At 41.0% G+C, this 25,751-nt stretch carries 19 protein-coding genes; 11 read left to right on the top strand and 8 right to left on the bottom strand.

Features of this window, described 5'->3' with window-relative positions; all coding sequences use genetic code 11:
• Positions 1–78: 78 nt before the first annotated feature.
• The 10 genes from IR083_RS09510 to IR083_RS09465 all read left to right on the top strand — a co-directional run bounded on the left by IR083_RS09510 (position 79) and on the right by IR083_RS09465 (position 12,884).
• On the top strand, positions 79–810 hold the full coding sequence (locus IR083_RS09510) for a lysophospholipid acyltransferase family protein (RefSeq protein ID WP_044216538.1): 732 nt from the start codon (positions 79–81) through the stop codon (positions 808–810).
• Positions 811–890: 80 nt separating this feature from the next.
• Complete coding sequence (locus IR083_RS09505; RefSeq protein ID WP_194224112.1) at positions 891–2,672, top strand: LysM peptidoglycan-binding domain-containing protein; 1,782 nt, start codon at positions 891–893, stop codon at positions 2,670–2,672.
• Between the two features lie 3 nt (positions 2,673–2,675).
• A complete protein-coding gene (locus IR083_RS09500) occupies positions 2,676–3,398 on the top strand; it encodes a porin family protein (RefSeq protein ID WP_194224111.1) in 723 nt (240 codons plus the stop codon).
• A gap of 1 nt (position 3,399) precedes the next feature.
• Positions 3,400–4,086, top strand: coding sequence for a class I SAM-dependent methyltransferase (locus tag IR083_RS09495; RefSeq protein WP_194224110.1), 687 nt, complete (start codon positions 3,400–3,402; stop codon positions 4,084–4,086).
• An 80-nt stretch (positions 4,087–4,166) separates the two neighbouring features.
• Positions 4,167–4,727, top strand: coding sequence for a cob(I)yrinic acid a,c-diamide adenosyltransferase (locus tag IR083_RS09490; protein WP_006800743.1), 561 nt, complete (start codon positions 4,167–4,169; stop codon positions 4,725–4,727).
• A gap of 64 nt (positions 4,728–4,791) precedes the next feature.
• Complete coding sequence (locus tag IR083_RS09485) at positions 4,792–5,013, top strand: DUF2795 domain-containing protein (RefSeq protein WP_006800744.1); 222 nt, start codon at positions 4,792–4,794, stop codon at positions 5,011–5,013.
• Positions 5,014–5,620: 607 nt separating this feature from the next.
• Entirely contained in the window at positions 5,621–7,405 is a 1,785-nt protein-coding gene (locus IR083_RS09480; RefSeq protein WP_194224109.1) for a DUF4595 domain-containing protein, read from the top strand.
• Positions 7,406–8,522: 1,117 nt separating this feature from the next.
• A complete protein-coding gene (gene mutS, locus IR083_RS09475) occupies positions 8,523–11,105 on the top strand; it encodes a DNA mismatch repair protein MutS (RefSeq protein ID WP_185095964.1) in 2,583 nt (860 codons plus the stop codon).
• Between the two features lie 88 nt (positions 11,106–11,193).
• Positions 11,194–12,135: a UDP-glucuronic acid decarboxylase family protein gene (locus tag IR083_RS09470; RefSeq protein WP_194224108.1), complete on the top strand. Its 942-nt coding sequence runs from the start codon at positions 11,194–11,196 to the stop codon at positions 12,133–12,135.
• A 32-nt stretch (positions 12,136–12,167) separates the two neighbouring features.
• Positions 12,168–12,884, top strand: a complete 717-nt coding sequence (locus IR083_RS09465; protein WP_194224107.1) for a glycosyltransferase family 2 protein — start codon at positions 12,168–12,170, stop codon at positions 12,882–12,884.
• A gap of 19 nt (positions 12,885–12,903) precedes the next feature.
• Here IR083_RS09465 and IR083_RS09460 read toward each other — a convergent pair whose 3' ends face one another.
• From IR083_RS09460 to IR083_RS09445, 4 genes are read right to left on the bottom strand one after another with little or no spacing between them, the layout of a single operon-like run.
• Positions 12,904–14,019 (bottom strand): glycosyltransferase, encoded by a 1,116-nt coding sequence (locus IR083_RS09460; protein WP_194224106.1) that lies wholly within the window; start codon positions 14,017–14,019, stop codon positions 12,904–12,906.
• Positions 14,016–15,059 (bottom strand): glycosyltransferase family 9 protein, encoded by a 1,044-nt coding sequence (locus IR083_RS09455; RefSeq protein ID WP_194224105.1) that lies wholly within the window; start codon positions 15,057–15,059, stop codon positions 14,016–14,018. The genes IR083_RS09460 and IR083_RS09455 overlap by 4 nt, the downstream gene beginning before the upstream one ends.
• 30 nt (positions 15,060–15,089) lie before the next feature.
• Positions 15,090–15,698, bottom strand: a complete 609-nt coding sequence (locus IR083_RS09450) for a DUF4254 domain-containing protein (protein WP_194224104.1) — start codon at positions 15,696–15,698, stop codon at positions 15,090–15,092.
• A 27-nt stretch (positions 15,699–15,725) separates the two neighbouring features.
• Positions 15,726–17,267: a YifB family Mg chelatase-like AAA ATPase gene (locus IR083_RS09445; RefSeq protein ID WP_006800752.1), complete on the bottom strand. Its 1,542-nt coding sequence runs from the start codon at positions 17,265–17,267 to the stop codon at positions 15,726–15,728.
• 993 nt (positions 17,268–18,260) lie between these two features.
• On the opposite strand from IR083_RS09445, the gene IR083_RS09440 reads away from it, so the two are divergent.
• Positions 18,261–19,088, top strand: a complete 828-nt coding sequence (locus IR083_RS09440) for a phosphatidate cytidylyltransferase (RefSeq protein ID WP_194224103.1) — start codon at positions 18,261–18,263, stop codon at positions 19,086–19,088.
• An 8-nt stretch (positions 19,089–19,096) separates the two neighbouring features.
• Here the strand turns inward: IR083_RS09440 and IR083_RS09435 are convergent, their stop codons facing one another.
• From IR083_RS09435 to IR083_RS09420, 4 genes are all read right to left on the bottom strand, one after another.
• Complete coding sequence (locus tag IR083_RS09435; RefSeq protein WP_194224102.1) at positions 19,097–20,068, bottom strand: polyprenyl synthetase family protein; 972 nt, start codon at positions 20,066–20,068, stop codon at positions 19,097–19,099.
• A 155-nt stretch (positions 20,069–20,223) separates the two neighbouring features.
• The gene (locus tag IR083_RS09430; RefSeq protein WP_194224101.1) at positions 20,224–21,768 is read right to left on the bottom strand and encodes a bifunctional response regulator/alkaline phosphatase family protein; all 1,545 of its coding nucleotides are present in this window, start codon (positions 21,766–21,768) and stop codon (positions 20,224–20,226) included.
• 133 nt (positions 21,769–21,901) lie between these two features.
• Complete coding sequence (locus IR083_RS09425) at positions 21,902–23,026, bottom strand: glycoside hydrolase family 18 protein (protein ID WP_194224100.1); 1,125 nt, start codon at positions 23,024–23,026, stop codon at positions 21,902–21,904.
• Between the two features lie 61 nt (positions 23,027–23,087).
• The gene (locus tag IR083_RS09420; protein ID WP_006800757.1) at positions 23,088–25,604 is read right to left on the bottom strand and encodes a zinc-dependent metalloprotease; all 2,517 of its coding nucleotides are present in this window, start codon (positions 25,602–25,604) and stop codon (positions 23,088–23,090) included.
• Positions 25,605–25,751: the final 147 nt, after the last annotated feature.

The following is a 25,751-nucleotide window of genomic DNA, read 5'->3' as shown; positions in this document are numbered from 1 at the left end:
ACCACTTCGTGGAAAAAATTTAAACAGACTCTTAATTAAAAAATGTATTTTTGCATATTGAACCAGAATATCATGATTATGAAGAAAGTTATTCTCTTTCTGTACCAGTTGTTCATCTTCGCCCCCCTATTTGTACTGGCGACTATTATCACAGCTGTCACAGTAATGATTGGCTGTCTTATAGGTGACCGGACGTTTTGGGGTTACTATCCGCCGCGCCTTTGGAGTAAACTGGCATGCCGACTGGCCTTATGCAGGATTAAGGTGGTACGCCACGGGAAACTCGACCCAGACCAATCGTATGTATTTGTACCTAATCATCAGGGTGCTTTCGATATTTTCCTTATATACGGGTATCTGAACCAGAATATAAAATGGGTTCAGAAACAGGAGTTACGCAAAATACCGTTTGTAGGCAAGGCTTCGGAGATTGCAGGCCATGTTTTTGTGGACCAGTCGAATCTGAAGTCGAGGAAAGAAACTATTATCAAAGCTGAAGAGCAGCTTGGAGAAGGTTCTTCGATGGTAATATTCCCCGAAGGAGCAAGAACAAATACAGGCAAAATGGGGCGGTTCAAACGCGGAGCATTCGTTATTGCAAAAGAAATGGGCCTGCCGGTCGTACCTGTTACAGTAAACGGGCCATTCGACCTGATGAAGATAAACACATACCTCATCAATCCATGCAAACTCGAACTGATCGTCCATGAACCAATTTCGACGGACGACCTTACGGATGAGAATATGCAGCAGTTTATTGACAACTGCCGGGAAATCGTATATTCCGGATTATGGGAAAAATATAAATAACAAAGACTAATAAAAAACGTTATATCTGAATACGAAGCCATTTTTTTGTATTTTTGTGCCTTTACTTAACAACAATCAGCATGAAATCTAAATTTAAGAATATACTGTTCCTGTCATTGATTCTGTTAGCTGCATCTGCATTGAACTTGTCTGCTGAAGGATATAATGATTTGAATATAGCGGGTGTCTCTACTACTGCGCAGGCACCGGATGCTGTTATCACACATACTGTAGTGAAAGGAGAGACTGCATACTCCATAGCCGCTGCGTATAACACCACTGTGCAATCTATTTACAAATTGAACCCGAAGGCCGAAAAGGGAATAAAGACAGGAGATAAGCTGAAAATAGAGAGAGTGAGGAAAGTGACAAACTACAGCAGCCATCTGATTGAATCGAAAGAAACGCTCTATTCCGTATCGCGGATGTATCATATATCTGTAGACGACCTCAAAGACGCGAATCCGGGGTTGGACGAAAAGACATTCAGTAAGGGTAAGACTATCCGGATACCTATGTTTACAGGTGAAACCACAGTTATATCTTCAACTGCAACAAACGGAGGATATGCAAGCCCGAATATGGAATATAAAGTACAGAAAGGAGAAACGTTATACAGTATTGGCAGAAATCAAGGCATATCCGTAGAAGCTCTCCTGAACTCAAATCCTTCGTTGAAAGACGGTGGATTGAAAGACGGAATGACATTGATCATACCCAAAAGACAGATACAGGAGCCGAGAATGACCGGTAATGGGCAAAAGGCTGTACGTGTAGAGACTCCTTATGCAACAAAAGGTGAAACAGTACGCGTAGGAGTATTGCTCCCTTTCCTGGACAAGAACGGCAGTATCCAGAAAGAAAAGCTGGCTGAATATTATGAAGGCTTCCTGCTGGCCGTTAAGGAGATGAAAAGCAAGGGGCTGAATGCCGAAATATATGCATTCGACATTGGTGCCGAAAAAAATACAAAGAAGCTCGAGAGCCTTTTGGGTACAAACGAAATGAAGAATCTACATCTTGTGATAGGAGGTGTGTCTAAACAACAAATAGATGTATTGACCAAATTTTCTAAAAAAACAGGAATTAAATATGTTATACCTTTCGGTTCCACAAATGACATCGAAAATACACCTACCTTATTTCAGATGACCACATCCCACTCCAGCCTGTACTCTGAAATATCAGATGCATTCAAGGACAAGTTCAGGGATTATAATATAATCTTCGTATCCGAAGCCGGTTCCGATAATGATAAATCTGATTTTATGAACATCCTGAAAAAAGAACTGTCAAAGTCGAATATACCGTTCAAATCTACTGCAAGCTCCGACAACCTGATTACAGATATAAGGAATGTGATGGAAGGTACAAAAAAGAACATACTGATCCCTACCTCCTCATCAGAAATCACTTTGCGCAAAATGCTGGCTGCAATGAATTCGCTTACTACAGACGCGGTAACCCTGTTCGGCTATCCCGAATGGCAGACATATTCGCAGCATACAAGCGGGCTGCATAAATATGATTCTTACATTTACAGCATATTCTTCCTCGATGAGCAACAGAATGATGTCAAAGACTTTGCAGGTGAATACAAAAAATGGTACAATAAGAACCTTATAAATTCATACCCTAAATACGGCTATCTGGGATACGATGCAGGACTTTACTTCCTTACAGCCCTCAACAGATACGGCAGTGGCTTTGAGAACAGTATATCTAACCTTAAAGTTCCAACCCTGCAATCTGCTGCACACTTCCAACGCGTAAACGACAGGGGAGGATTTATCAACAACGGATTATATCTTATCCGGTATAAAACAGAGTCAGGCATTGAAAAAACAGATATCAGCAGATAAAAAATGACAAACAGATTCTTTATCCTATTATTCTTATCGTCACTCTTTACCGTTGTTGTAAACGGACAGAACAAAAAGTTCGAACCTGAGTGGAATATAGGTGTCGGGTTCGGTCCCACGCTTTCATCTGTTAGCTTCGACCCTAACAGGGCGCTCAATTACGGGGGAACTATAAGCACTAAAAACCTCCAGCAGTATGCCGGGGGACTTGCTATACGCTATATCACCGAAAAGAATCTGGGGCTTATAGCCGAACTGAACTATTCCCAACAAGGGTGGGAACAATACTTTGAGCCGAGCGAAACGGGAGTACCATCCCCATACGAGCATTCCCATCAATTAAATTATCTGGAACTACCTATCCTTACCCATATCTACTTTGGTAATAAGGTACGTGTATTCTTCAATCTGGGGCCCAAGCTAAGCTTCCTCCTCAGTGACAGCGAAAAGATGAATCAGGCGCTCTCCGACGCACTGGCAGGTGGCGATCTGGGTACTTCTTTTATGACATATCAGTACTATCGTAAAGCCGAAAGAAAGATAGACTATGCCCTTATGGCAGGCATGGGGCTCGAATTCAGGTCGGGTATCGGCCATTTTGCATTAGAAGGCCGCTATACATTCGGCCTTGGAGATATTTACAAAAACAGTAAATCTGATTTTTTCAACCGCTCTGCCAACAGGGTTATTTCTGTTAAGTTGACCTACTACGTTAAGCTATTCTGATATGCCGCGCATATACAAACTTTCAAGGACAGGATTGAAATTATTATATAAAGTACGCCATCACCGGGGACATGGCATACATTCTCCCTTTGTATTCAATCTGGTGACAAAGGTAATAGAAGAAAAAGCGCCTTATCACGCTTATGATGATATAAAATTCGCGCTCGACAGCCTGACGGAAAAACATTTTAAGCTAAATAAACAGAATAAGCTGATGTTTAAGCTGGCCAATCATTTCGAGGTGAAACGCGTTTTGGAAATAGGTTCCGGCTTTGGAGTCAACACCCTTTGTCTGACTGCGCCGTCTTCGAGTATAGAATGTACATGTGTCGAAATATCGGAACAAAAAGCAGCGTTGGCCCGGAAGTTGCATCATAACTGGCCAAGAAAGATAAATTTGTACACGAAAGAAGAATTGCCTGTTTTAGCCGATAAACAGGACTGTATATTGATAGACCTCAACAATTATAATCATCTGCCTGCGGATATAAATAAGTACTTGATGGAACTGTCACATGAAAAAACATTCATTATTGTGAAAGGTATCCGAACAAACAAACGCTATCAGATGTTATGGAGAAGTATTTTAAATATAGAGTCGCGGACAGCTGTACTCGATCTGTTTAATACCGGAATTTTGTTTTTCGACAAACAGCTGTACAAATGGAATTATCAGATCAGTTTTTAAATAGCGTCAGAGATTTTCGTTTGGCAAGACAATAAAGCGGATCAGCATTCGTATTTACTATCTAAACATATCATTGATAAATGAAAAAAAGCTTGGTATATACTAAAACCGGAGATAAGGGAACAACTTCCCTTGTGGGGGGAAAACGGGTAGTTAAATCCCATGTCAGGCTCGAAGCCTATGGGACTGCCGATGAACTGAATTCTTTTGTTGGATTTCTGACAGAAGAGATAGACGATGAGCACGATTTGGAAACATTATCATATATTCAGCACAAATTGTTTACGGTAGGTTCATATCTTGCCACGGAAACCGAAGCAATACCTCCCAAAGCAGCAAGTATAATTACAGAAAAAGATATTGCGCTGCTGGAAAACGAAATGGACAGGATGGACAGCGAACTGCCACCCCTTCGCCAGTTTGTACTACCGGGAGGGAGTGAGTCGGCATCACGGGCTCATATATGCCGGACAGTCTGCCGGAGGACCGAGCGTTGTATATACCGGGTGAAGGAAGAATTTCCGGTCGATGAACACGTGCTAATGTTTGTAAACCGGCTTTCAGACTACTTTTTCTTACTAGCCAGGAAGGAGAGTAATAAGAAAGGAAAAGAAATATTTTGGAATCAGACTTTGATATAAGAAATAAAGTTATATTTTTGCGAAAAATATAACCAAACTGGCAAATAAATAAAACTAAGATATTATGTACTGGACTTTAGAACTTGCATCGAAATTAGAAGATGCGCCATGGCCTGCAACAAAGGAAGAGCTAATAGACTATGCTCAACGTTCAGGCGCACCCCTGGAAGTGATAGAAAACTTACAGGAGATCGAGGACGAGGATGAAATCTTTGATACTATCGAAGATATCTGGCCGGATTATCCGAGCAAGGAAGATTTCTTTTTCAACGAGGATGAGTATTAGCTTTAAGAAGCTGTAAAAGAATCTTAAAAAAGGTAACAAAAAGAGGTTGGGGTGAAAATTCACTCTAATCTCTTTTTGTGTTTTCCCCGGATCTAAAAAGGACGAAAAAACTACGTTAGCATAATACACCAAACTTATGCTAATAAAATTGGTATTTTTTTTTGGATTTTGAACTTATCATGTTGAATTTCTTGAAAATATTATATCTTTATACCGAATTAAAACATAAAAGAAAGGAGTGTACGAGTAGAAACATAACATATTAACAACATATAATTGAGCTTATGCTCTTATTCTCTCAAATCCGAAATTCTACCAAAAAATTTCCTCGAGAATAAGGTTGCGAAGGTTCACGCTCATAGGGCGTGAACTGTTCGTGCTTATTTGAGGAAAAGGTTTTGGTAGAGCCGGGATTTGAAAATAAGCAATTAACGGACAGTTTCACGCCTCTTTGTTTTTGTCGGCTTATGAGAATAAGGGTTACGGTTTGCGAAAACAAAATGAGCGAGCGATTCAAACAAACATTATTATTGCAACCTCATTTTATTTTATAGTAATATATTATTTTTAGAGGTTGCGCCCGACACAAACTTAGGGATTTAATGAGATGAAAAAAGTAATTTTGAAATGTTGTTATTTACTGCTCGCGGTAAGTATGGTAACGGCAGGCTTTGTTTCCTGCTCCAAAGATGAAACACCCTCGCTGCCCACCGATGAGCAAATAGAGGAGATAATCCAAGAGATAACCCCTGAAGCCAACAACGCGTTACTGAGTGAGAATCCTGTAGCTGAATTTAAAAAGCTTGCGGAGGAATATAAAAGTAAGGAAGGCGTGGAGCATGTGGAAACGTCGGAAAGAAGCCTTACCATCGAATTTACAAACGGCGAAATACGCATGTGGTTGAAAACGCCTAAAGAAAGTCAGGAACCTGCCGCTAATGCATCTAACAAGTCATATACTTTGTCCGGATTGTACAAGACAGCGCAGACATATTCTTCTGGAGGTACTCCGCCCAAAGTTTGCCTTATCAATCAGCAATACAATGACGAGTCACGTAAAGTGTACAAAGACAGTATCAGCCATTTGCACACTGCTTTTCAATCGGCAGGCTGGGACGTTACGGAAGTAAACGGCAAAGATTTTACGGCAGACTTCGCACTGACACGGTTGAGCGAATTCGATGTGGTTTATATAATTACGCACGGCGGCATCATAGATGATTATTCCTCTGTAATAGTAACAGGAGAAGAACCGGGAAATTCCTCTAATTCAAAATCTAAATTTGAATGTACTATCAATGAATATCGTGGTGGTAAAGAAGTGGCTGTGAATTACTATGGCATAACAGACTATTATATAAAAAAATATTATGTGCAAACCGATAATCACTTTCCAAATTCATTAGTTTACTTTACAGCGTGCGAGGGTTTGAAAAAGCCGGATCACTTCGGAAAAGCGTTTGCAGATGCAGGCGCCCAAGCAGTTGTAGGGTGGGACGAAACAAACTCTATCGGAAAAAAAACGGGCAATATATTGATGTACGGGTTATTGGAAGGCTATTCCTTGAGTGAAGCGATAGAAAGATTACCTTCGGAACGCAAGACAGAAAATGGTGCGGAAAAGGATGAGAATGGAAATATACAACTCTTTATAGCCAACCTCACTGTTTATCCGCAAGGAGCTAACTTTAAATTTCCAGTGAAGCTAAAACAGGTGAAACGTATGGAACGGTATTATAATGAAGAATTGTCGGCGGCATTCGCTTTTAATTATGATGCGCAGGATAGGCTGACAAAGATAGAAACGAGGAGATACATTATGGAGAGTAGCGAAGACGAAGAACAAGTGCTTACTTTTCCAAACAACAAGATGATTGTAATGACCTACGATGACGGAGACATCGCCACCGCCACGCTGAACAATGATGGAACTGTAGCACGTCTTATCTGGAGTGGCGATCCTAATGACCCTGAATATGGTAATGACAACGCCGAATATACCTATACTGATGGTTATCTGACCAAACAGGAGGATGGGAACGGCGAATCTGAGACTTGGACGTGGGAAAATGGTTGCGTAAAAACCTTCGATACTAGTACTTTCTGGTACACTTTAAACATCGTATACAAGCCGTGTAGCATTGATCTGACAAATATGATGTTCGACAGTGGTTTCGACTTTGGCTTTAGTTCGGCTGGCTGGTTCGGCAAATCGTCCAAATATCTGCCCGACCGCAAGACAGAGTTGGCTACGCATGATTTTAACGGCGACGGCATCATAAATGAACAAGACAACAGAACCGAGAGCTACACGTACGAGACCGATGCATCAGGCTATGTAACCGCTATCTACGTTGATAGTCGCTTAATGTGGCGTATAATATACTACTAATGGGGTGTGAGTGGATTCGATAAAGCTAATATGTTGTTTTTCGATTGGCTCATTCTCTTAGAAAGCAGACTGAGGCGCCTATGTGGCGAGAATAAAGTAATCGGGTGATAAGGAGGAGTATTTCTTATTATTAAATTAATAAGTAGTCCTCAGAATAGAAACAAAAAGTTCTGTATAGTTATGGGACTTTTTGTTTTTATTATGTGTATAACCTGTTAATTATAAATATATTATATAATTAGCACGAGTCTTAGCTTTAAGAAATTAAAAAAATCTTTTCTTCGATATAAATAACTGAAATATGATTTCACAAATATCTAAAACTTTATCTATATATCTGGAGAAAGTTACACGAAATAGAGGTGTTACCTTTTTCCAAAATGAGTTCTTTGAATAACGATAATGACAGGAAAGTAATAATAAAAACAATGCAATATGTGTTACCTTTGTTACCTTTTGGAGATTTTATGAGAAGTATTATAAGCACAGGGAAAAAAGAGTAACACGGAGTTCTTAAAAAGTGACAGGAGAAAAAGATGTCAAGTTTGTCAGATTTGCCTCGCCTTCGCTTCGGCGATTGCTAATTGTCAAGTTTTTTAAAAATTACAAATAAACGAATTATTAATTTTCATTGGCTGACACTGTTGTTTCTTAATTGTTTTTTGTGTTACTTTTGTTACCTTTTTACGGCTTAGCCCCTTTGCGATAGTTTCTTTATTCATAAAAAATAAAATGAGAACACAGAGTTCTTTGAAGAAAAGTAACAGCCCGGAAATAGTGGAAAAGTGTCAACTTTGTCAACTTTTATACAGAAGCCACAACCAAACGAATTATTAGAGCAAACGCATCAAAATTCATAAAGCTGTTTTTCAGCCTCATGTAGGGGCGTATTGCATACGCCCAATTGTGATATTTTGCTATGCGGGCGTATGCAATACGCCCCTACAGGCCTTCGATAGAAGTTGAACAATTTGATGCGTTTGCCCTGACGAATTATTAATTCTTCATTCTTAATTATTAATTATTTTCTATCTTTGCTTACTTGTAGTTTAACTATAAAGAATACATCTAAATAAACATAATAACTGTGTCGAAGAAAGTAGCCGAAACCCCGTTGATGAAACAATATTTTGAAATCAAGAGCAAACATCCTGATGCAATATTGCTGTTTCGTGTGGGTGACTTTTACGAGACTTTTTCACAAGATGCCATCGATGCTGCCGAGATAACAGGAATTACACTTACCCGGCGTGCCAATGGATCGGCACAATTTGTAGAACTGGCCGGATTTCCTCATCATGCATTGGATACTTATCTTCCTAAACTGGTGCGGGCAGGCAAGCGCGTCGCTATCTGCGACCAGCTGGAAGACCCCAAGCTGACCAAGACAATTGTAAAGCGGGGAATTACGGAACTTGTCACTCCCGGGGTATCCATTAATGACAATATCCTTAATCACAAAGAGAACAATTTTCTCTGTGCAGTACATTTTGCGAAAAGCAGCTGTGGTATTTCCCTGCTCGATATCTCCACAGGTGAATATCTTGTAGCAGAAGGGACTAAAGAATATGTAGATAAACTGCTTACCAATTTCTCACCGAAAGAAGTTTTGGTGGAAAGGAGCAAAAAAAAGCTATTTGAAGAATATTTCGGAACACGTTTCTTTATCTTCGAACTCGATGACTGGGTATTTACGGAAGATACTGCCAGAGACAGGTTATTGAAGCACTTTGAAACAAAGAACCTGAAAGGATTCGGCGTGGAACATCTGACAAACGGGGTAATTGCGGCAGGAACAATCCTTCATTACCTCGATGTCACCCAACATACACAGATAGGGCATATCACTTCGCTTTCGCGGATAGAGGAAGATAAGTACGTTCGTTTGGATAAGTTTACTGTCCGCAGCCTTGAACTTATTTCTACCATGAATGAAGGAGGAAAAAGCCTCCTCGACATTCTGGACAGGACAACATCGCCGATGGGCGCCCGTATGCTTCGCCGCTGGATGGTATTTCCGCTGAAAGATGCGAAGCCTATAAACAGCCGGCTGTCTGTAGTTGAATACTTCTTCAAGGACCTGGAATTAAAAGGCCTGCTGGAAGAACAGCTTTCATTGATAGGAGACTTGGAGCGCATTATATCCAAAGTAGCCGTAAACAGAATTACCCCGCGTGAAGTAGTACAGTTGAAAGTAGCATTGAAAGCCATAGAACCTATACGCGAGGCATTTCTGGCATCGAGCGAGCCAAGCCTGAGAGAAATAGGGGAAAAGCTCAATCCATGCCCTATTATCCGCGAACGTATAGAAAAGGAAATACATCCCGATCCGCCTACAATGCTGAATCGCGGGAACGTGATCAATAAGGGAGTAAACGCAGAACTCGATGAGTTGAGGGATATATCGTATTCCGGAAAAGATTACCTGCTGAAAATACAACAACGTGAGACTGAAGCTACCGGAATCTCCTCTCTCAAGATAAGTTTCAATAGTGTATTCGGCTATTATATAGAAGTACGGAACGCGCACAAGGATAAGGTTCCGGCCGAATGGATCCGTAAGCAAACTCTGGTAAATGCAGAACGTTATATCACACAGGAACTGAAAGACTATGAAGAGAAAATTCTGGGTGCGGAAGAGAAAATCCTGTCCCTCGAAACTGCTCTTTTTAATGACCTTGTACTCAGCCTTGTAGAATACATCCCGACTATACAGGTAAACGCGAATCTGATTGCACAGACCGACTGCCTGCTGTCGTTTGCCAAAGTGGCCAAGGAGAACAAGTATATCCGTCCCGAAATCAATGATACAGATGCATTGAAGATAAAGAACGGACGCCATCCGGTCATTGAGAAGCAACTGCCATTAGGCGAATCGTATATAACAAATGATGTTTTTCTGGATAGTAATTCGCAACAGATAATCATTATAACCGGGCCGAATATGGCCGGTAAATCCGCCTTACTTCGCCAAACTGCTTTGATTACACTGATGGCGCAAGCCGGTAGCTTTGTCCCTGCCGAATCTGCCCAGATAGGGTTGGTGGACAAGATATTTACCCGTGTAGGGGCATCTGATAATATTTCGCTGGGTGAATCAACCTTTATGGTGGAAATGAATGAGGCTGCCGATATATTGAATAATCTCTCTCCGCGTAGTCTTGTCTTATTTGATGAGCTGGGCCGGGGGACCAGTACTTATGATGGTATTTCTATTGCATGGGCTATTGTGGAATACATTCACGAGCATCCGAAGGCAAAAGCTAAGACTTTGTTTGCCACACATTACCATGAACTGAATGAGATGGAGAAATCCTTTAAGCGGATTAAGAATTTCAATGTTTCGGTCAAGGAGATGGATAACAGGATTATCTTTCTTCGCAAGCTGGTTCCCGGTGGCAGTGAGCACAGCTTCGGTATTCATGTAGCTAAGATGGCCGGTATGCCCCAAAGCATTGTGAAACGGGCAAACAACATACTCAAGCAATTGGAAACGGATAACCGCAAACAGGGGATATCTAAGCCTATCAAGGATATTAAAGAAAACAGGGAAGGTTATCAGCTTAGTTTCTTCCAGTTAGACGACCCTGTGCTTAGCCAGGTGAGAGATGAAATAAAATCGCTGGATGTCAATAATCTGACGCCAATGGAAGCCTTGAACAAGTTAAATGATATAAAGAAAATAGTTTCAGGTAAATAAAGTGTTAAAGAATTTCAGACACATTGTATTTTTTCATTCCTTTGTATCCCGAAACGAACTTACAAACAATAAGATAGACTAAAAGCTAATGACTCGAAAAAAAATACTTGTAACAGGAGGAGCCGGATTTATCGGGTCACACTTGTGCGAAAGACTTCTTAATGAAGGCAATGAAGTATTATGCTTAGACAATTATTTCACCGGCTCTAAAGAGAATGTCATACACTTACTTAGCAATCCTTACTTCGAATTGATCAGGCATGATGTTGTCCACCCGTTTCATGTGGATGTGGACCAGATATACAACCTTGCATGCCCTGCCTCTCCTGTTCATTATCAGTATAATGCCATTAAGACTATTAAGACTTCCGTCATGGGAGCCATCAATATGCTTGGACTGGCGAAACGCCTGAAAGCGAAAGTACTTCAGGCTTCGACAAGCGAAGTCTATGGCGATCCTCATGTACACCCTCAGCCCGAGTCATATTGGGGAAATGTAAACCCTATCGGGATACGTTCCTGTTATGATGAAGGGAAGCGCTGTGCCGAGACATTATTTATGGACTATCACCGCCAGAACGGGGTAAGGATTAAGATAGTCCGCATATTCAACACGTATGGTCCCCGGATGAATCCGGAAGACGGTCGCGTGGTTTCGAACTTTATAGTTCAGGCTCTGAAAGGGGAGGATATCACCATATACGGGAATGGTACACAGACACGCAGCTTCCAATATGTGGATGATATGGTGGAAGCCATGATAAGAATGATGGCTACTGATGACTCGTTTGTAGGCCCTGTAAATACCGGTAATCCGGGTGAATTCACTATGCTTGAGCTAGCTAATCTTATACTGGAACTAACAGGCTCTAAATCGAAATTAGTATTTAAGCCTTTGCCAAGTGATGATCCTAAACAACGAAAACCGGATATTAGCCTGGCTAAAGAAAAACTGGGCTGGGAGCCTAAGATTCAGTTGAGAGAGGGACTTACAGAAACGATAGCATATTTTGATAATATCCTTAAATAAAGACTTTTACGAAGACATAAATATAACTAAACATGAAACTTTCAATTGTAATTCCTGCATACAACGAAGCCAGAACAATACATCTGATACTGAATAAGGTCTTAGCTGTGGAACTGATAGGTAATTTCGAGAAAGAAATTATCATTGTTAATGACTGTTCAAAAGATGATACGGTAGAGGTCGTAAAAGCCTATATCGCTGAACATCCTCAAGCAGACATGAAACTATTCGAACAACCTGTGAATATGGGTAAAGGAGCTGCCCTACATAGGGGAATCAAAGAGGCTACAGGTGAATACCTTATAATACAGGATGCCGACCTTGAATATGATCCGGAAGAGTACAATATCTTATTAAAACCTGTCATAGACGGATTTGCAGATGTTGTATTCGGCTCAAGATTTATGGGAGGAAAACCTCATCGTATACTCTTCTTCTGGCATTCTATCGGAAATCAGCTATTGACATTCGTTTCCAATATGTTTACCAACCTCAATCTGTCGGATATGGAGACATGCTATAAGTTGTTCCGGTCAGATATTATCAAGTCCATCCCTTTGCAGGAGAGACGCTTCGGATTTGAGCCGGAAGTGACAGCCAAAGTAGCGAGATATCCCCATGTAAGGATCTATGAAGTGGGTATATCCTATTATGGACGGACTTACGAGGAAGGCAAGAAGATAGGCTGGAGAGACGGAGTAAGAGCTTTTATCTGTATGCTTAAATACGGATTATTCAGAATGAAGTGATCTGAATAATATAACTGAACTACAGTTTGGAGAAGAAAGATTCGATTGACCGGGTGAAATTATCCCACGACAACCGTCTCTTTTCTCTTTTGAGATTATCTTTATAGAGTTCTGTATCCGAACTGAAGAACTCCTCTATACCCTCGGCTATATCCCCAGGAGTAGGTTCAGGTACAATCAAACCTGTATTAGAATCCTTAACAGTACTTCCCAGTGCGCCTACATTCGTAGCTATCATAGGCAGCTCCATCTGATAAGCTAAAGCCACCACCCCGCTTTGTGTTGCAGACTTGTATGGCAAGACCAGCACATCTGCTGCAGAAAATAAGGTTGATACCATATCATCGGGGATATATTGTTCAAAGACAACTATATTATCTTTTAAAGGTGATTGATTAATCAGTTCAGTATATTTGCCAAAACTGCCATAACTCTCACCGGCTATGATCAGTTGATAAGAGTCGTCCAGCATTCCCATCGCTTCGATAAGAATATCCAATCCCTTATAATCGCGTATCAGCCCGAAGAAAAGAAGGTTCTTCTTATTTTCCCTAATTCTCAGCGTCTTACATGCCGAGGATTTATCCGTACGTTCAGCATACTGATCGTATATAGGATGTGGCTGTAGTAGTATCTTCGCATCTTTTTTCAGGGAAAGTAAATCCTGCCGGACGGGTTCACTCATGACAATAAATGCATCACATCTATTGAAGAAAAAGCGGGCAAAAGACTTATCCACAAATCTTTTCTCATGTGGGATCGCATTGTGAACAAGGGCGACGACTTTGGTACTTTTATTAAGGAAAAGACATACTGAGCCATAGGCAGGTGCAAGGAAAGACATCCAGTATGGTATAATAAGTAGATCGGGAGCATACTTATTAATATGTCTGGCTGTCCGGATATATGTAAAAGGGTTTATACTGTTCAATACACGATCGCTGTCTATTACAGTAGCAGTATCGCCTTCAGCTACATACTGAGTCTTACCGGGAAATAGAAAATCGGGATAGAGGGTCGTAAACGTGAATGCTTTCACCTCATTCTGCCTGAAAAGTTCTGTATATAACCGGGCATTAAGTTGGGCTAAACCTCCCCTGTAAGGATAAAATGGTGAAAGTATTGCAATTCTCATGGGTCTATCTTATCTAGTATCTTGTATATTCTTGATACAACAGATTCCTCCGTAACCCTCTCCATACAGGCATATTCTTCATTCTCTCTCTGACAAGGTAACTCTCCAAAAACCGAACATGGCCTACATTCTAAATCGACTTGAATAGCATTAGCTATATCTTGTCTAAATCCATAAAAGCCCATTGCCGGATGAGTTGCTCCCCAAACAGATACCACAGGTATCTGCACCAATGAGGCAAGATGCATATTAGCCGAATCCATCGACAGCATGACGTCCAGATATGAGATAAGAAGCATTTCTTTCTGCAAGTTGAGTTTTCCCGTGAGGTTGACCGTATTCGGATACTTGGACGCCCAGTGGGATAATACCTTTTGTTCCTCCTTGCCCGAACCAAACAGAAATACAGTAACTCCCTCTTTCTTAGATAAGATATCAATTATATTCGACATTTTCTCTAAAGGATATATTTTACCCCTATGCTTAGAAAAAGGGGCTATACCAATCCATTTGCCGTTTTTTTCTTTAACAACGGATTTAAGATCTGAAAAATTCCGAGGTACGAAATCAAAGAAATTATTGAATACCATTGGCGCCGGAAAACCCAATTTATCAAAAACTTCCTGGTAGCGCAGCATTGTATGTTTAAGTGGGGGATCCAGTTGCTTATGAGCTATCGCATATTTCTTTTCGCTCTTTCCTTTATCGATGTGTGCAACTTTGTGACCCATGAGAAACATGGAATGGCGTATACTTTTCGACCGCAAAACGTCGTGTACATCAGCCACATGAGAAAACCTCATGGCAAACAACCGTCTCATCACCCTGAAATAACCTATTAATCCCCGGTGCTTCTTCTTAATATCGAGTGGAATAACATTTACATTGAATCCCAGATTCTCGAATAGGGGGGCAAATGCTTTCCGTGTCATTACCGAAAAACGATCTTGAGGATATTTTGCGGCAACAGAATATACAACCGGAACGAGCATAGCCACATCTCCGAAGGAAGATATCCGTATTACCAGAACTTTAGACATAATCGTATAATTTGTGAACTTCTATCGAATTTATTGTGTTTTTGCATATAAAACAGGATTGAGACTAGGATCGTTATACATCTTCATCTGTTTATACACTTTCATATATTTTTTCCCTGTCTCTATATCCTCCAGTAATTCTTCTATCGCCGTAGAAAGATCTTTACGCTGAGTGAGTAGAACCTGGAGCTTCTTCGATGCTTGTTCATTATGATCTGCGGATGTGTTCTTTCTGCCCACTTCCTGTTGCATATGATATATCTTAAGAGCAAGGATAGACAAACGGTCTATCGCCCATGCAGGGCTTTCGGTATTAATACGGGCATCGGACAAAGGGCTTATATTTTTGTACTTATCCAGAAAATAACTGTCTATGAGTTCTACCAGATCTGTTCTGTCCTGATTTGATTTATCTATACGGCGCTTTATTAACAAGGCTTCTGCCGGATTAATATCCGGGTCGCGGATAATATCTTCCAGATGCCATTGAACCGTATCTATCCAGTTTTTAAGATACAGGAAATATTCTATCGATTTCTCAGTATAAGGATTACTGATAGGACTATCTACGTTGTCCGTTCTATGATAATCATTAATTGATTTTTCGAAAATAGCATTACTCAAATCGGTAAAAGTCATGGCTCGTTCTTTATCTTTATATTTATACTATTTGTCTGCCCAGGTTTCCCGGTCTAAATTACGATAGTTTATGGCTTCAGCCAAATGTTTCGGCTCTATTTTTTCGGAACTATCCAAATCTGCAATTGTCCGCGATACTTTCAATATCCTGTCATAGGCCCTGGCTGACAGATTGAATTTGTCCATCGCCGTTTTTAATAACTGCAAACCTGTCTCGTCCGCAGAAGCATACTTGGCAAGAAGCTTTGGAGTCATCTGCGCATTGCAGTATATTCCATCCTCATCTTTGAAGCGTTGAGCCTGTATATCTCTTGCCTTTATAACGCGATCTCTTATCGATTTGCTCGCTTCAGCCGGCGTTTTATCCGATATCTTTTCAAATGGTACGGGAACTATCTCGATGTGTATATCTATGCGGTCAAGGAGCGGACCCGATATCTTGTTCAGATATTTCTGGACAGCGCCGCCTGGACAAACACATTCCTTTTCAGGATGGTTGTAATATCCGCAAGGACATGGATTCATCGAGGATACCAGCATGAAGCTGGCCGGATATTCAACCGAAAACTTCGACCTCGATATAGATATTTTCCGGTCCTCGAGCGGCTGTCGCATAACCTCGAGTACACTACGGCTAAATTCGGGTAACTCGTCAAGAAAAAGAACCCCGTTATGCGCTAAACTGATCTCGCCGGGTTGAGGATAGGCTCCGCCGCCAACCAGTGCCACATCGGAGATGGTATGATGAGGGCTACGAAAAGGGCGTTGAGCCATCAGAGAAGTTTCATTCCCTATTTTGCCTGCAACGCTATGAATTTTGGTTGTTTCCAATGCTTCCTGCAAAATAAAGGGGGGAAGGATCGATGGCATTCGCTTCGCCATCATCGACTTTCCTGCTCCCGGAGGGCCTATCATAATCAGATTGTGTCCGCCCGAAGCTGCAACTTCCAGTGCCCGCTTTACATTTTCCTGTCCTTTTACATCTGCAAAATCAAATTCAAAAATCTGTTGCGCATTATAAAATTCGGCGCGGGTATCTATTATTGTTTTTTCCAGTTCTATTTCTTCATTAAAGAAGTCTACGACTTCGCTTATGTTGTCCACCCCATATACATCCAAATTGTTGACTACAGCCGCTTCACGTGCATTTTTGCGAGGTAGGACCAGACCTTTAAAACCGAGTTCCCTGGCTTTTATGGCTATGGGAAGAACTCCTTTTATGGGAAGTATACTACCATCGAGTGACAATTCTCCCATAATCATGTAGTTTTCAAGCCTATTCGATTTCAGGCCTTCCGAGGCAGCCAGTATCCCGATTGCCAAAGGTAAATCATATGCCGTACCCTCTTTCCTTATATCGGCGGGGGACATATTGATGACGATCTGTTGACGAGGGAATTTATAGCCGTTTATTTGTAGCGCCGAAACTATACGTTCGTGACTTTCCTTTACGGATGCATCAGGAAGTCCGACAAGCATAAACTTTATGCCTTTCGAACAGTTTACTTCTATTGTAACCAATGTTGCAAGTATGCCTTGTACAGCTGCGCCGAAAACCTTTACTAACATCTAAAGGAGTTAATTGAGTAACAAGAAACAAAGATAAAAAAACAATTAATAATTAAGAATGAAAAAAATTAATAATTCGTATGATTGTAGCTTCTGTATAAAAGTTGACAAACTTTACACTTTTACACTATTTTTGCTTGTACCCTTTGTGTAAATCTGCACACCTTTTCAGTGTCATCATTTTTTATTCCCACTTGCCTTATTTTACATACATTAACCATCTATTGTTAAAATCTGACACTTTTACACTATTTTTTTACTATCATTTTCATATTCGTTAACTATATTTAGCCAAAAAGTAACAAAGGTAACACGGAAAGCAATTAATAATACAAATCAGTAGTTGAGTTTTAATGTTCTATTATTTTCTGCTGCACTTCGTTCCGCTTAAACGTTCATTTTGGCATTGCCCAAAACGAACCAAAAGGCTAGCGCTCCTGTTGAGTCGCCTACGCTCCTCGATTTTCAATTCCTCGTGGTACCCAAAACCGTCTTGACGGCTGAATCAAACAAATGGGCTATCGCCCCGTTTGATTCTACCCCGCCTGCCTCACTAATGCGCAAGGGCTGCCTCACATAGGGCTAAAGCATGAAGATACACTGTCCTGTCGCCGCGTCGCGATAACGGCCTCATTCCGCAGGCGGGGCACCCAATCCGTAAAGCGGAGGTGTAGGGCAAAATAGGATAGCTGTTATACACGGCTGATAATCCGGCTAAAGATAACTCCGTATTATTTTGCCCCACCGGAACTGCGATTTTGGGTCGGCGGAGGGATACAGCCTTGATTTTTGTAACTTTTTATCAAGAAAAAGTTAAGAAAAACAAGCCGGATGGCACGTTAGAAAAATAGAACATTAAAACTCAACTACTGATTCGCATTATTCAGGAAAAAATATGGCTAGACTTGTCAATACCTTTTATTTTCTGAATATCTGGATGAAATATCTCTATTTTTACTACTTTTGTTACGTTATAATGAAAAAAGAAACGCCTTGAAATTACCTAATATTGTTGTCCGTATCCTCGCCGGAGCCGTATTCATCGGCTTGCTACTCGGTGGAATACTCATAAATGAGTACACTTTTGTTGTCATATTCTCATTGCTTATTGTATTATGTCTGTATGAATTTTACGGATTGATAGAAAAAGCTGTAAAAGTTCCTGTTATCCGGCCATGGAATATATTAGGAGGATTTTTTCTTTTTTTAGGAGGATTTTACTATTGTGTTTATTCATCATCTGCACTTGCTTTTGTTCCGTATATGATTTACCTGATAGTCCTTTTCATCAGTGAATTGTACATGAAACGTGAGAATCCTATTCAGTCTTTATCCTATTCGCTGCTAGGACAGGTTTATATTGCAGGCTCTTTGGCGCTGACAAATTATCTTGTATTTGCTTATGAACCAGGAAGTTACCATTATATATATATTCTGGCCCTGTTGGTAACTATATGGGTAAACGATACTTTTGCCTATCTTACAGGTATGGCTTTTGGAAAACATCCCTTATTTGAGCGCATATCTCCTAAGAAGTCATGGGAGGGATTCGTTGGCGGAGCAATGGTAGCCATAGCCTCTTCTCTTATTTTTGCACACTTTTTTACCAATCTCTCCACTATCGCATGGCTTGGCTTCGCAGCGGTAGTAGTCGTATTCGGAACCTGGGGCGACCTCTTCGAGTCACTTATAAAACGTACGTTGGGAGTAAAAGATTCGGGGAATATGATACCCGGACACGGCGGCATTCTTGACCGCTTCGACAGTACGATACTGGCTATTCCGGCAGTGTGTGTCTATTTATTACTGATCAGTCTCTGAAAAGAGTTTTAATAAGCTCTTTCCACTATATATTCCACAGCGGCCTCCAACGCCTTGCGCACCTCAGTGTCTGAAACTGTGGCGATTATTTCCTCCGCCCGATTTTTATATTCTTCCATCTTGCGGTAAGCATATTCTATACCTCCATGCTCTTTGGCATAGCTGATAAGCTTATGTATGTTTTCGTCGGTATAGTTGTAAGAGAATATAACAGACAATAGTTCTTTTTTCTCATCTTCCGGAGCGTAACTTATAGCATATAATAAGGGAAGCGTAACTTTTCCTTCACGTATATCGTTTCCTGTAGGCTTGCCGATGGCATCGGTAAAGTAATCGAATATATCGTCCCGTAATTGGAAACAAACTCCGAGATATTCTCCCAATTTGGTAAATCTTTCAACTTCCTCACTTGATGCGTCCACTGACATTGCCCCTATACGCATGCACACGGACATTAGGGATGCTGTCTTTTTCCTGATTACCTGAAAATATTCATCTTCATCCAGAATCAGTTCTTTGACTAGCGAGAGCTGGTTTAATTCCCCTTCGGCAAGGTCGCGGCCCAGATCTGAAACGCGGGATATGATCTCAATATTTCCGGTCAATACACTTTTAATTAAGGCTGTAGATAGAAAATAGTCACCCGCAAGCACGGCCATTTTATTATCGTAAATAGCATTCAGCGAAGCCATTCCTCTCCTTATTTTGGATTCATCAACAACATCGTCATGTATAAGGGAAGCTGTATGCAGAAGTTCTACTGTAATGGCGGAGTTATAAGTCGTATTGTTTATTTCTCCACAGGCCTTTGCCGCTAATAGTAACAGAATGGGACGTATCCGTTTACCATCCGATTTCATTATATAATCTATAATCTCCTGAATCCTTACGTTATTACAAAAGACAGAATCTTTGTAATAGGTATTGAATTTTTTCAGTTCTTCCGTTACTGGTTTTGCTATTAAAAGCTTTTTATCCATACTAAGTTTTGTTGAGTTGCAAATTTAGGAATAATTCGGGTTATAGCATTATATATTTATAACTTTGAACATCATTGGGATATTTTTTAAGGAATAACAAGAACATACTTTACCTTATTGTGTTTTTCCTGTTATATATCAGAAAAACGGTCCCGCTATTTTCCTGTCAATGTAATAACAGGTACGATCATTTCCTCCATAGAAATACCTCCGTGCTGGAATGTATCGGTATAATATGATACATAATGGTTGTAATTATTTGGATATGCAAAAAAAACATCTCCTGTGGCAAAGATATACTTTGTGCTTATATTGGGAGATGGCAATCCTGTCCTCTCCGGAGAATGGATGTCATACACCTTTTTACGGTCATACTCCAGATTCCGTCCGAATTTATAACGGATATTAGAGTTTACACTTTTATCACCTATGACCTTCACCGGATTTTTCACACGTATAGTACCATGATCGGTAGTAAGTACAATCTTATAGCCCATCCCCTTTGCCTTTCGCAAAATATCCATCGTGCTGGAATGTTTGAACCACGAACGGGTAAGCGAACGATAAGCAGCTTCGTCCGAAGCCAGTTCACGTATCATCTTTGACTCGGTACGGGCATGGGACAGCATATCCACAAAATTGATGACAATGACATTCAGCGACTTATTGTTCAATGAATTCATATTCTGGACAAGTTTTTCACCTGATGAAGACGACAGCAGTTTATTATAAGAGAAGGTATATTTCCCTCCGTATTTTTCCAATTGCTTCTGTAAAAATATCTCTTCGTTCAGGTTCTTTCCCTCGTCTTCATCTTCTTCCACCCACAGGTCGGGATAAGACTTTACAATCTGTGATGGCATCAGCCCGGAGAAAATAGCATTGCGCGCATATTGTGTAGCTGTGGGCAAGATGCTGAAATATTCCTCTTCTGAAATATTAAAATCGGCAGCCAGCAGGTCTTTTACTTCCCACCATTGATCGAGACGGAAGTTATCGATCAGGATAAAAAATACTTTTTCTCCCTTGTCTAATAAGGGAAGTATTTTTTTTGGAAAAAGTTCGGGGCTAATTAGTGGCTTGTGCTTTCCATCTTGTATCCATGATTCGTAATTTTTCTTTATATACTTGCAAAAGCTATTATTTGCCTCCTGTTTTTGTACACGTAAAAGGTCTGCCAGGGGGCTTTGTGAAGCATCTAATTCTATTTCCCAATATACTAGTTTTTTGTAAATATCTATCCAGTCGTTAAAATCGGTGGAATCATTGATGTGCGTACTTATCTGAGAAAACTCGTCCCGGTATCCTTCAAGCGTTATTTCGGAAACGATATCATCTTTGTGCAGATTCTTTTTCAGGGACAGGAGTATCTGGTTAGGGTTGACAGGTTTTATCAGATAATCGGCTATTTTTTTGCCTATGGCATGTGTCATGATCCCTTCATCCTCACTCTTGGTAATCATAATAACCGGAATATTGGGATCTATCTCTTTGATAAGGCTCAGAGTTTCCATACCTGCCAGTCCGGGCATGTTTTCATCGAGGAATATAATGTCGAACGATTCGCTCTTTACGCTGTCCAGTGCATCCTGACCGCTGTTCACAGGTGTTACTTCATATCCTTTCTCCTCAAGGAAAAGAATATGAGCGCGCAACACATCTATTTCGTCATCGGCCCAAAGTATCCGTTTTTTTCTCATTCAAAACTTATAGTTACAAGGCAAGCCACATTTATATCTTATAAAGTGGCTTGCTATATCATTTTGCACTTTAGTTAATAATCAAAAGTACAAACAGAAGTCCAATCCTTAAAACGGAGAGGGTTAAAGTTTATTATTTCAGTACCTGGTTAATTGCGTTCAACAGATACTCTTTAGGATCGGAACTGTACTCCCAGAACATAACTCCGGCCATTCCGTTAGTCTTCACGTACTCGCATTTTGCTTTTGCCGATTCTTCATCGTCATAGGTTACAAACTCGCCCTTATAAAAATTGAACAGGTAAGGAGCCTGCGCTGCTTCGTCCCAATATCTGTAATATTCATTCTGGTTTACCAGGCTATCTTTGATAAATGTGTATCCCTTTCCCTGTATTTGTTCGGTTATCGGGTCACCTACTCCTTTCGATGAATCTTTCTTCGTTTTATAGATGCGGCCATAGAAAGCGATGCCCATTACCAGTTTTTCCATAGGTACGCCTGCTGCATTGAAGGCTTTTACAGCTATATCGGCACTATTAGACTCGCTGTACTTATCCGACGCTAAAAGATTGGTGTGATGGATCGCTTTTTCCTTCGATTGGGAGTCATAGGTCATTATATTTACATAGTCGAGGTATTCCTGAGCCTTGCCCATCTCTGTATTGTTTATAAACTCCTGTGAGCCACCGACGGCTGTTGTGAGCAGATATTTCTTGTCCGATGTTTTTTCCAGTTCATCCAATTCGGCCCTGATGGCGGCGAACATCAGCGTATAGTTCTGCTTATCTTCGGGGCGGAATACATTACCTGTGTCCCCTTCCATGGCAGGGTATTCCCAATCTATATCCACTCCGTCGAGATTATATTTACTCATGATCTCAACGGCAGATTTGGCAAATGTCTTTTGTCCTTCGGTAGTCAATACGGCGTCTGAGAAATTCCTGCTCCATGCCCATCCCCCGATCGATATAAGTATTTTCAAATCCGGGTTTTGCTGTTTCAGTTCATTCAGTTTCCTGAAATTGACTGTGTCGGTCGCTTCATTTGTCAGGAAAGCTTTCCCTCCCTGTACATCTACAAAGGCGTAGTTGATATGAGTTATCTTATTAGGGGATATTTTACTCACATCTGTCAGTCCGTTGTATCCGCCTACATATGCAATTATTACAGGTTTGGACCTATCTTCCCCGCTTTTTTTGTTGCAGGAGGATAATATAACAAAGAGTAATAAAATGGAAATAATAATGTTCTTATTCATAATTATTAAATTAGAAATTAATAAAGAATTTCTATTGGGATGTTCCAACTATCTATCCACATTATTTGCCGGTATCCAATGCTGTTTCTATCTGTGCCAATAAGTCCAGCAAATGGCTGCGCTTGATTCCCGATGACGAGGTAGCGGCATTGCGTATGCTCTGGCGCAGATCGATTAATTGTGTACGGGCAATGCCTGTTGCATCCGAAGCTCTTGTTTGTGCCTGCGGAGCCGCATTCTTAGGGTCTACAATGCTGATGAGGGCATTGACATAGTTCTTTTGCAGGTTGCGGCGATAGATGTCGATTGCTTTTCCGTTTGTAAGCTCAGACCATACGCTCTTTTTCAGGTCGTTGAACATATTGATAGCTGTATAAGCACCGGCACCGTTATATGCCTCGTCACGCAACATCTTGTCTATTGTATATTTGCTAATCAGACGGTCCAATGTTCTTTTTTGAACACTTCCGATCGAATTTACCGGATCTACACTTGCTTTTGTTATCAATGTTTTGTCGATCAGCCACTCGGGAGTAGAAAATAACTGTTGGTCGAGAAACTGCATTGCTTCTTTTTGTATGCTTGCCGGAACAAACTCCTCCGAATTACCGGATTGCTCCACTACCAGAGGGGTACGGTAAATACCGGCTATATTTTTGGCAACATGTCCCATATAACGGCCATATTGTGTCACAACTTCTCCATATATGGAAGTTGCCATCGCATAATCTTTATTCGGTTCTTTAGTCCAATCCAGTATTTGCGGCACAATACGTTGCAGGTTTTTTATACCATAGCCGCTTGCCAGCATGGCATTGTCGCCAAGGTCTTCGCTTTGGTTGCGTGGATCGTCAGGATCGGTTTCCGTTCCGAAGGTAAAGCGTTTGTCGCTCCGGAGTTTTTCCATTATTGTCTTGTTTGAGAACGGAATTTCGTCCTCTGCAGTCGCATATTCGGGCAAGTATCTGTAACCCCATTCTATCGACCAGTCATCATATATACCGATACGAGGAAAGAGTCCTTTTTCCGAAATATTATCTTCGGGCTGGGCGATATAATTGAATCGTGCGTAGTCCATTATCGAAGGTGTATGTCCGTTAGCTTCCACCCACTCTTTGTTTCTGAGGTTTTCGACAGGTACGGTTGCCGAAGATCCGAAATTATGCCTCAGCCCTAATGTATGTCCTACCTCATGTGATGATACAAAGCGGATAAGTTCGCCCATCAGTTCGTCGTCGAATTTCAGTTTTTGGGCGCGTTTATCCACATTCCCCGCTTGTATCATATACCAGTTGCGCAATAAGAGCATCACATTGTGATACCAGTTGATATGTGTTTCTATAATTTCACCGCTGCGGGGATCATGTACATGCGGGCCGCTGGCATTCGGTATATCCGAAGGCTTATAAACGATTGCGGAGTGACGTGCATCCTCGAGGCTCCATGTGGAATCTTTAGGCGCTTCCATTCCTATGATCGCATTCTTGAATCCTGCTTTTTCAAACGCTTTTTGCCAGTCGTTGACACCTTGTATGAGGTATGGTACCCATTTCTTTGGCGTGGCAGGGTCTATGTAGAAAACAATCGGCTTTTTAGGTTCTACCAGTTCTCCGTTCACATATTTCTGTAATTCTCCCTCTTTCGGTTCCAGTCTCCAGCGGGTAATTTTCGATTTATAATCTATCCCCTGCGAATTGGAATCGAAGTCGGTATACCTTACCGCAAAATATGCTACGCGGGGATCGAACAAGCGCGGTTTCATCGGTTCTTTCGGAAGCAAAACGAGGGAACTGTTGAGTTCGTATGTCATGGGGTCGTTAGGGAAATACTGTGCTGCCTGAGGCGGGTATCCCATTGGCGGTACCTGCGCATATGTCTTAACCGTTTTGATCTCTACATTTATAGGGTATGCTTTGATGGTGTCTATATAACTCCTGTCGGCAAAGTGGTTTCCGATGCCCCTGTATTTCTTCATGTTGGTGTCGAAGAAGAAAACGTTATTGTCACCATTCAGGAAATCGGTAATATCTATGACGGCGGCAGATGTTTTGCTTACAGAATCTTTATTCAGAGCCTGTATGGCAAATGTAGCCATAATGGGTTGTATATTCGAGTTCTTTACCGACTGATACATGCCTAGCGTATCGTTTGCCTGCTCGAGATATGAGATACTGCGAATAAAGACTTTATTATTAGGTGCTTTTTCGAAACGGATGACGTTTTCCCCTATCTGGTCGCCGGGATAGCCAACCATCGATTTGTACCTGTTCACAGGAGCTTTCGAGATTCTGTTCACTACAAGTATATCGCGTTCCATAATGGAATCGGGAAGTTCGAAGTAGAATTTATCCTTTACCTTATGTACTTTGAAGAAACCGGCATTGGTTTTTGCCTCTTTGGTTATCACTTCCCCGTATGGCTTGGGTGCTCCGGGAGGTGTGGCCGGCTTGGGCGCCGGAGCGGCTGCTTCTTTTTTTTCCTCTTTCTTTTTTCTTTTGAAGGGATTCCTTATTTGTGCGTTTCCGCCTAATATCCCTGCTGTAAGGAATAGAATAAGAATCAGGTTCTTCTTGTGCATAGTTGCGGTAATTAATTGTAAATAAAAATAGTTAATATACAAAACTAAAGAAATTAATATATTAAATGCTAAGTTTTGGATAAATAAGTAGGGTAAGCCCACGAAAATTCATATAATGGTTTTTTGCATTTGTAGGGGCGAATTGAA

It is taken from the genome of Dysgonomonas sp. GY75, from assembly GCF_015234155.1.
GTDB classification, from domain to species: Bacteria; Bacteroidota; Bacteroidia; order Bacteroidales; family Dysgonomonadaceae; genus Dysgonomonas; species Dysgonomonas gadei.
Note: the sequence above shows the minus strand (reverse complement) of the source record. Positions and strands in the feature narration are given on the sequence as shown.

Excerpts from the sequence above, each read along its gene's own strand:
- IR083_RS09510 (WP_044216538.1), top strand. The coding sequence starts at position 79 with ATGAAGAAAGTTATTCTCTTTCTGTACCAGTTGTTCATCTTCGCCCCC.
- IR083_RS09505 (WP_194224112.1), top strand. The coding sequence starts at position 891 with ATGAAATCTAAATTTAAGAATATACTGTTCCTGTCATTGATTCTGTTA.
- IR083_RS09500 (WP_194224111.1), top strand. The coding sequence starts at position 2,676 with ATGACAAACAGATTCTTTATCCTATTATTCTTATCGTCACTCTTTACC.
- IR083_RS09495 (WP_194224110.1), top strand. The coding sequence starts at position 3,400 with ATGCCGCGCATATACAAACTTTCAAGGACAGGATTGAAATTATTATAT.
- IR083_RS09490 (WP_006800743.1), top strand. The coding sequence starts at position 4,167 with ATGAAAAAAAGCTTGGTATATACTAAAACCGGAGATAAGGGAACAACT.
- IR083_RS09485 (WP_006800744.1), top strand. The coding sequence starts at position 4,792 with ATGTACTGGACTTTAGAACTTGCATCGAAATTAGAAGATGCGCCATGG.
- IR083_RS09480 (WP_194224109.1), top strand. The coding sequence starts at position 5,621 with ATGAAAAAAGTAATTTTGAAATGTTGTTATTTACTGCTCGCGGTAAGT.
- mutS (WP_185095964.1), top strand. The coding sequence starts at position 8,523 with ATGAAACAATATTTTGAAATCAAGAGCAAACATCCTGATGCAATATTG.
- IR083_RS09470 (WP_194224108.1), top strand. The coding sequence starts at position 11,194 with ATGACTCGAAAAAAAATACTTGTAACAGGAGGAGCCGGATTTATCGGG.
- IR083_RS09465 (WP_194224107.1), top strand. The coding sequence starts at position 12,168 with ATGAAACTTTCAATTGTAATTCCTGCATACAACGAAGCCAGAACAATA.
- IR083_RS09460 (WP_194224106.1), bottom strand. The coding sequence starts at position 14,019 with ATGAGAATTGCAATACTTTCACCATTTTATCCTTACAGGGGAGGTTTA.
- IR083_RS09455 (WP_194224105.1), bottom strand. The coding sequence starts at position 15,059 with ATGTCTAAAGTTCTGGTAATACGGATATCTTCCTTCGGAGATGTGGCT.
- IR083_RS09450 (WP_194224104.1), bottom strand. The coding sequence starts at position 15,698 with ATGACTTTTACCGATTTGAGTAATGCTATTTTCGAAAAATCAATTAAT.
- IR083_RS09445 (WP_006800752.1), bottom strand. The coding sequence starts at position 17,267 with ATGTTAGTAAAGGTTTTCGGCGCAGCTGTACAAGGCATACTTGCAACA.
- IR083_RS09435 (WP_194224102.1), bottom strand. The coding sequence starts at position 20,068 with ATGGATAAAAAGCTTTTAATAGCAAAACCAGTAACGGAAGAACTGAAA.
- IR083_RS09430 (WP_194224101.1), bottom strand. The coding sequence starts at position 21,768 with ATGAGAAAAAAACGGATACTTTGGGCCGATGACGAAATAGATGTGTTG.
- IR083_RS09425 (WP_194224100.1), bottom strand. The coding sequence starts at position 23,026 with ATGAATAAGAACATTATTATTTCCATTTTATTACTCTTTGTTATATTA.
- IR083_RS09420 (WP_006800757.1), bottom strand. The coding sequence starts at position 25,604 with ATGCACAAGAAGAACCTGATTCTTATTCTATTCCTTACAGCAGGGATA.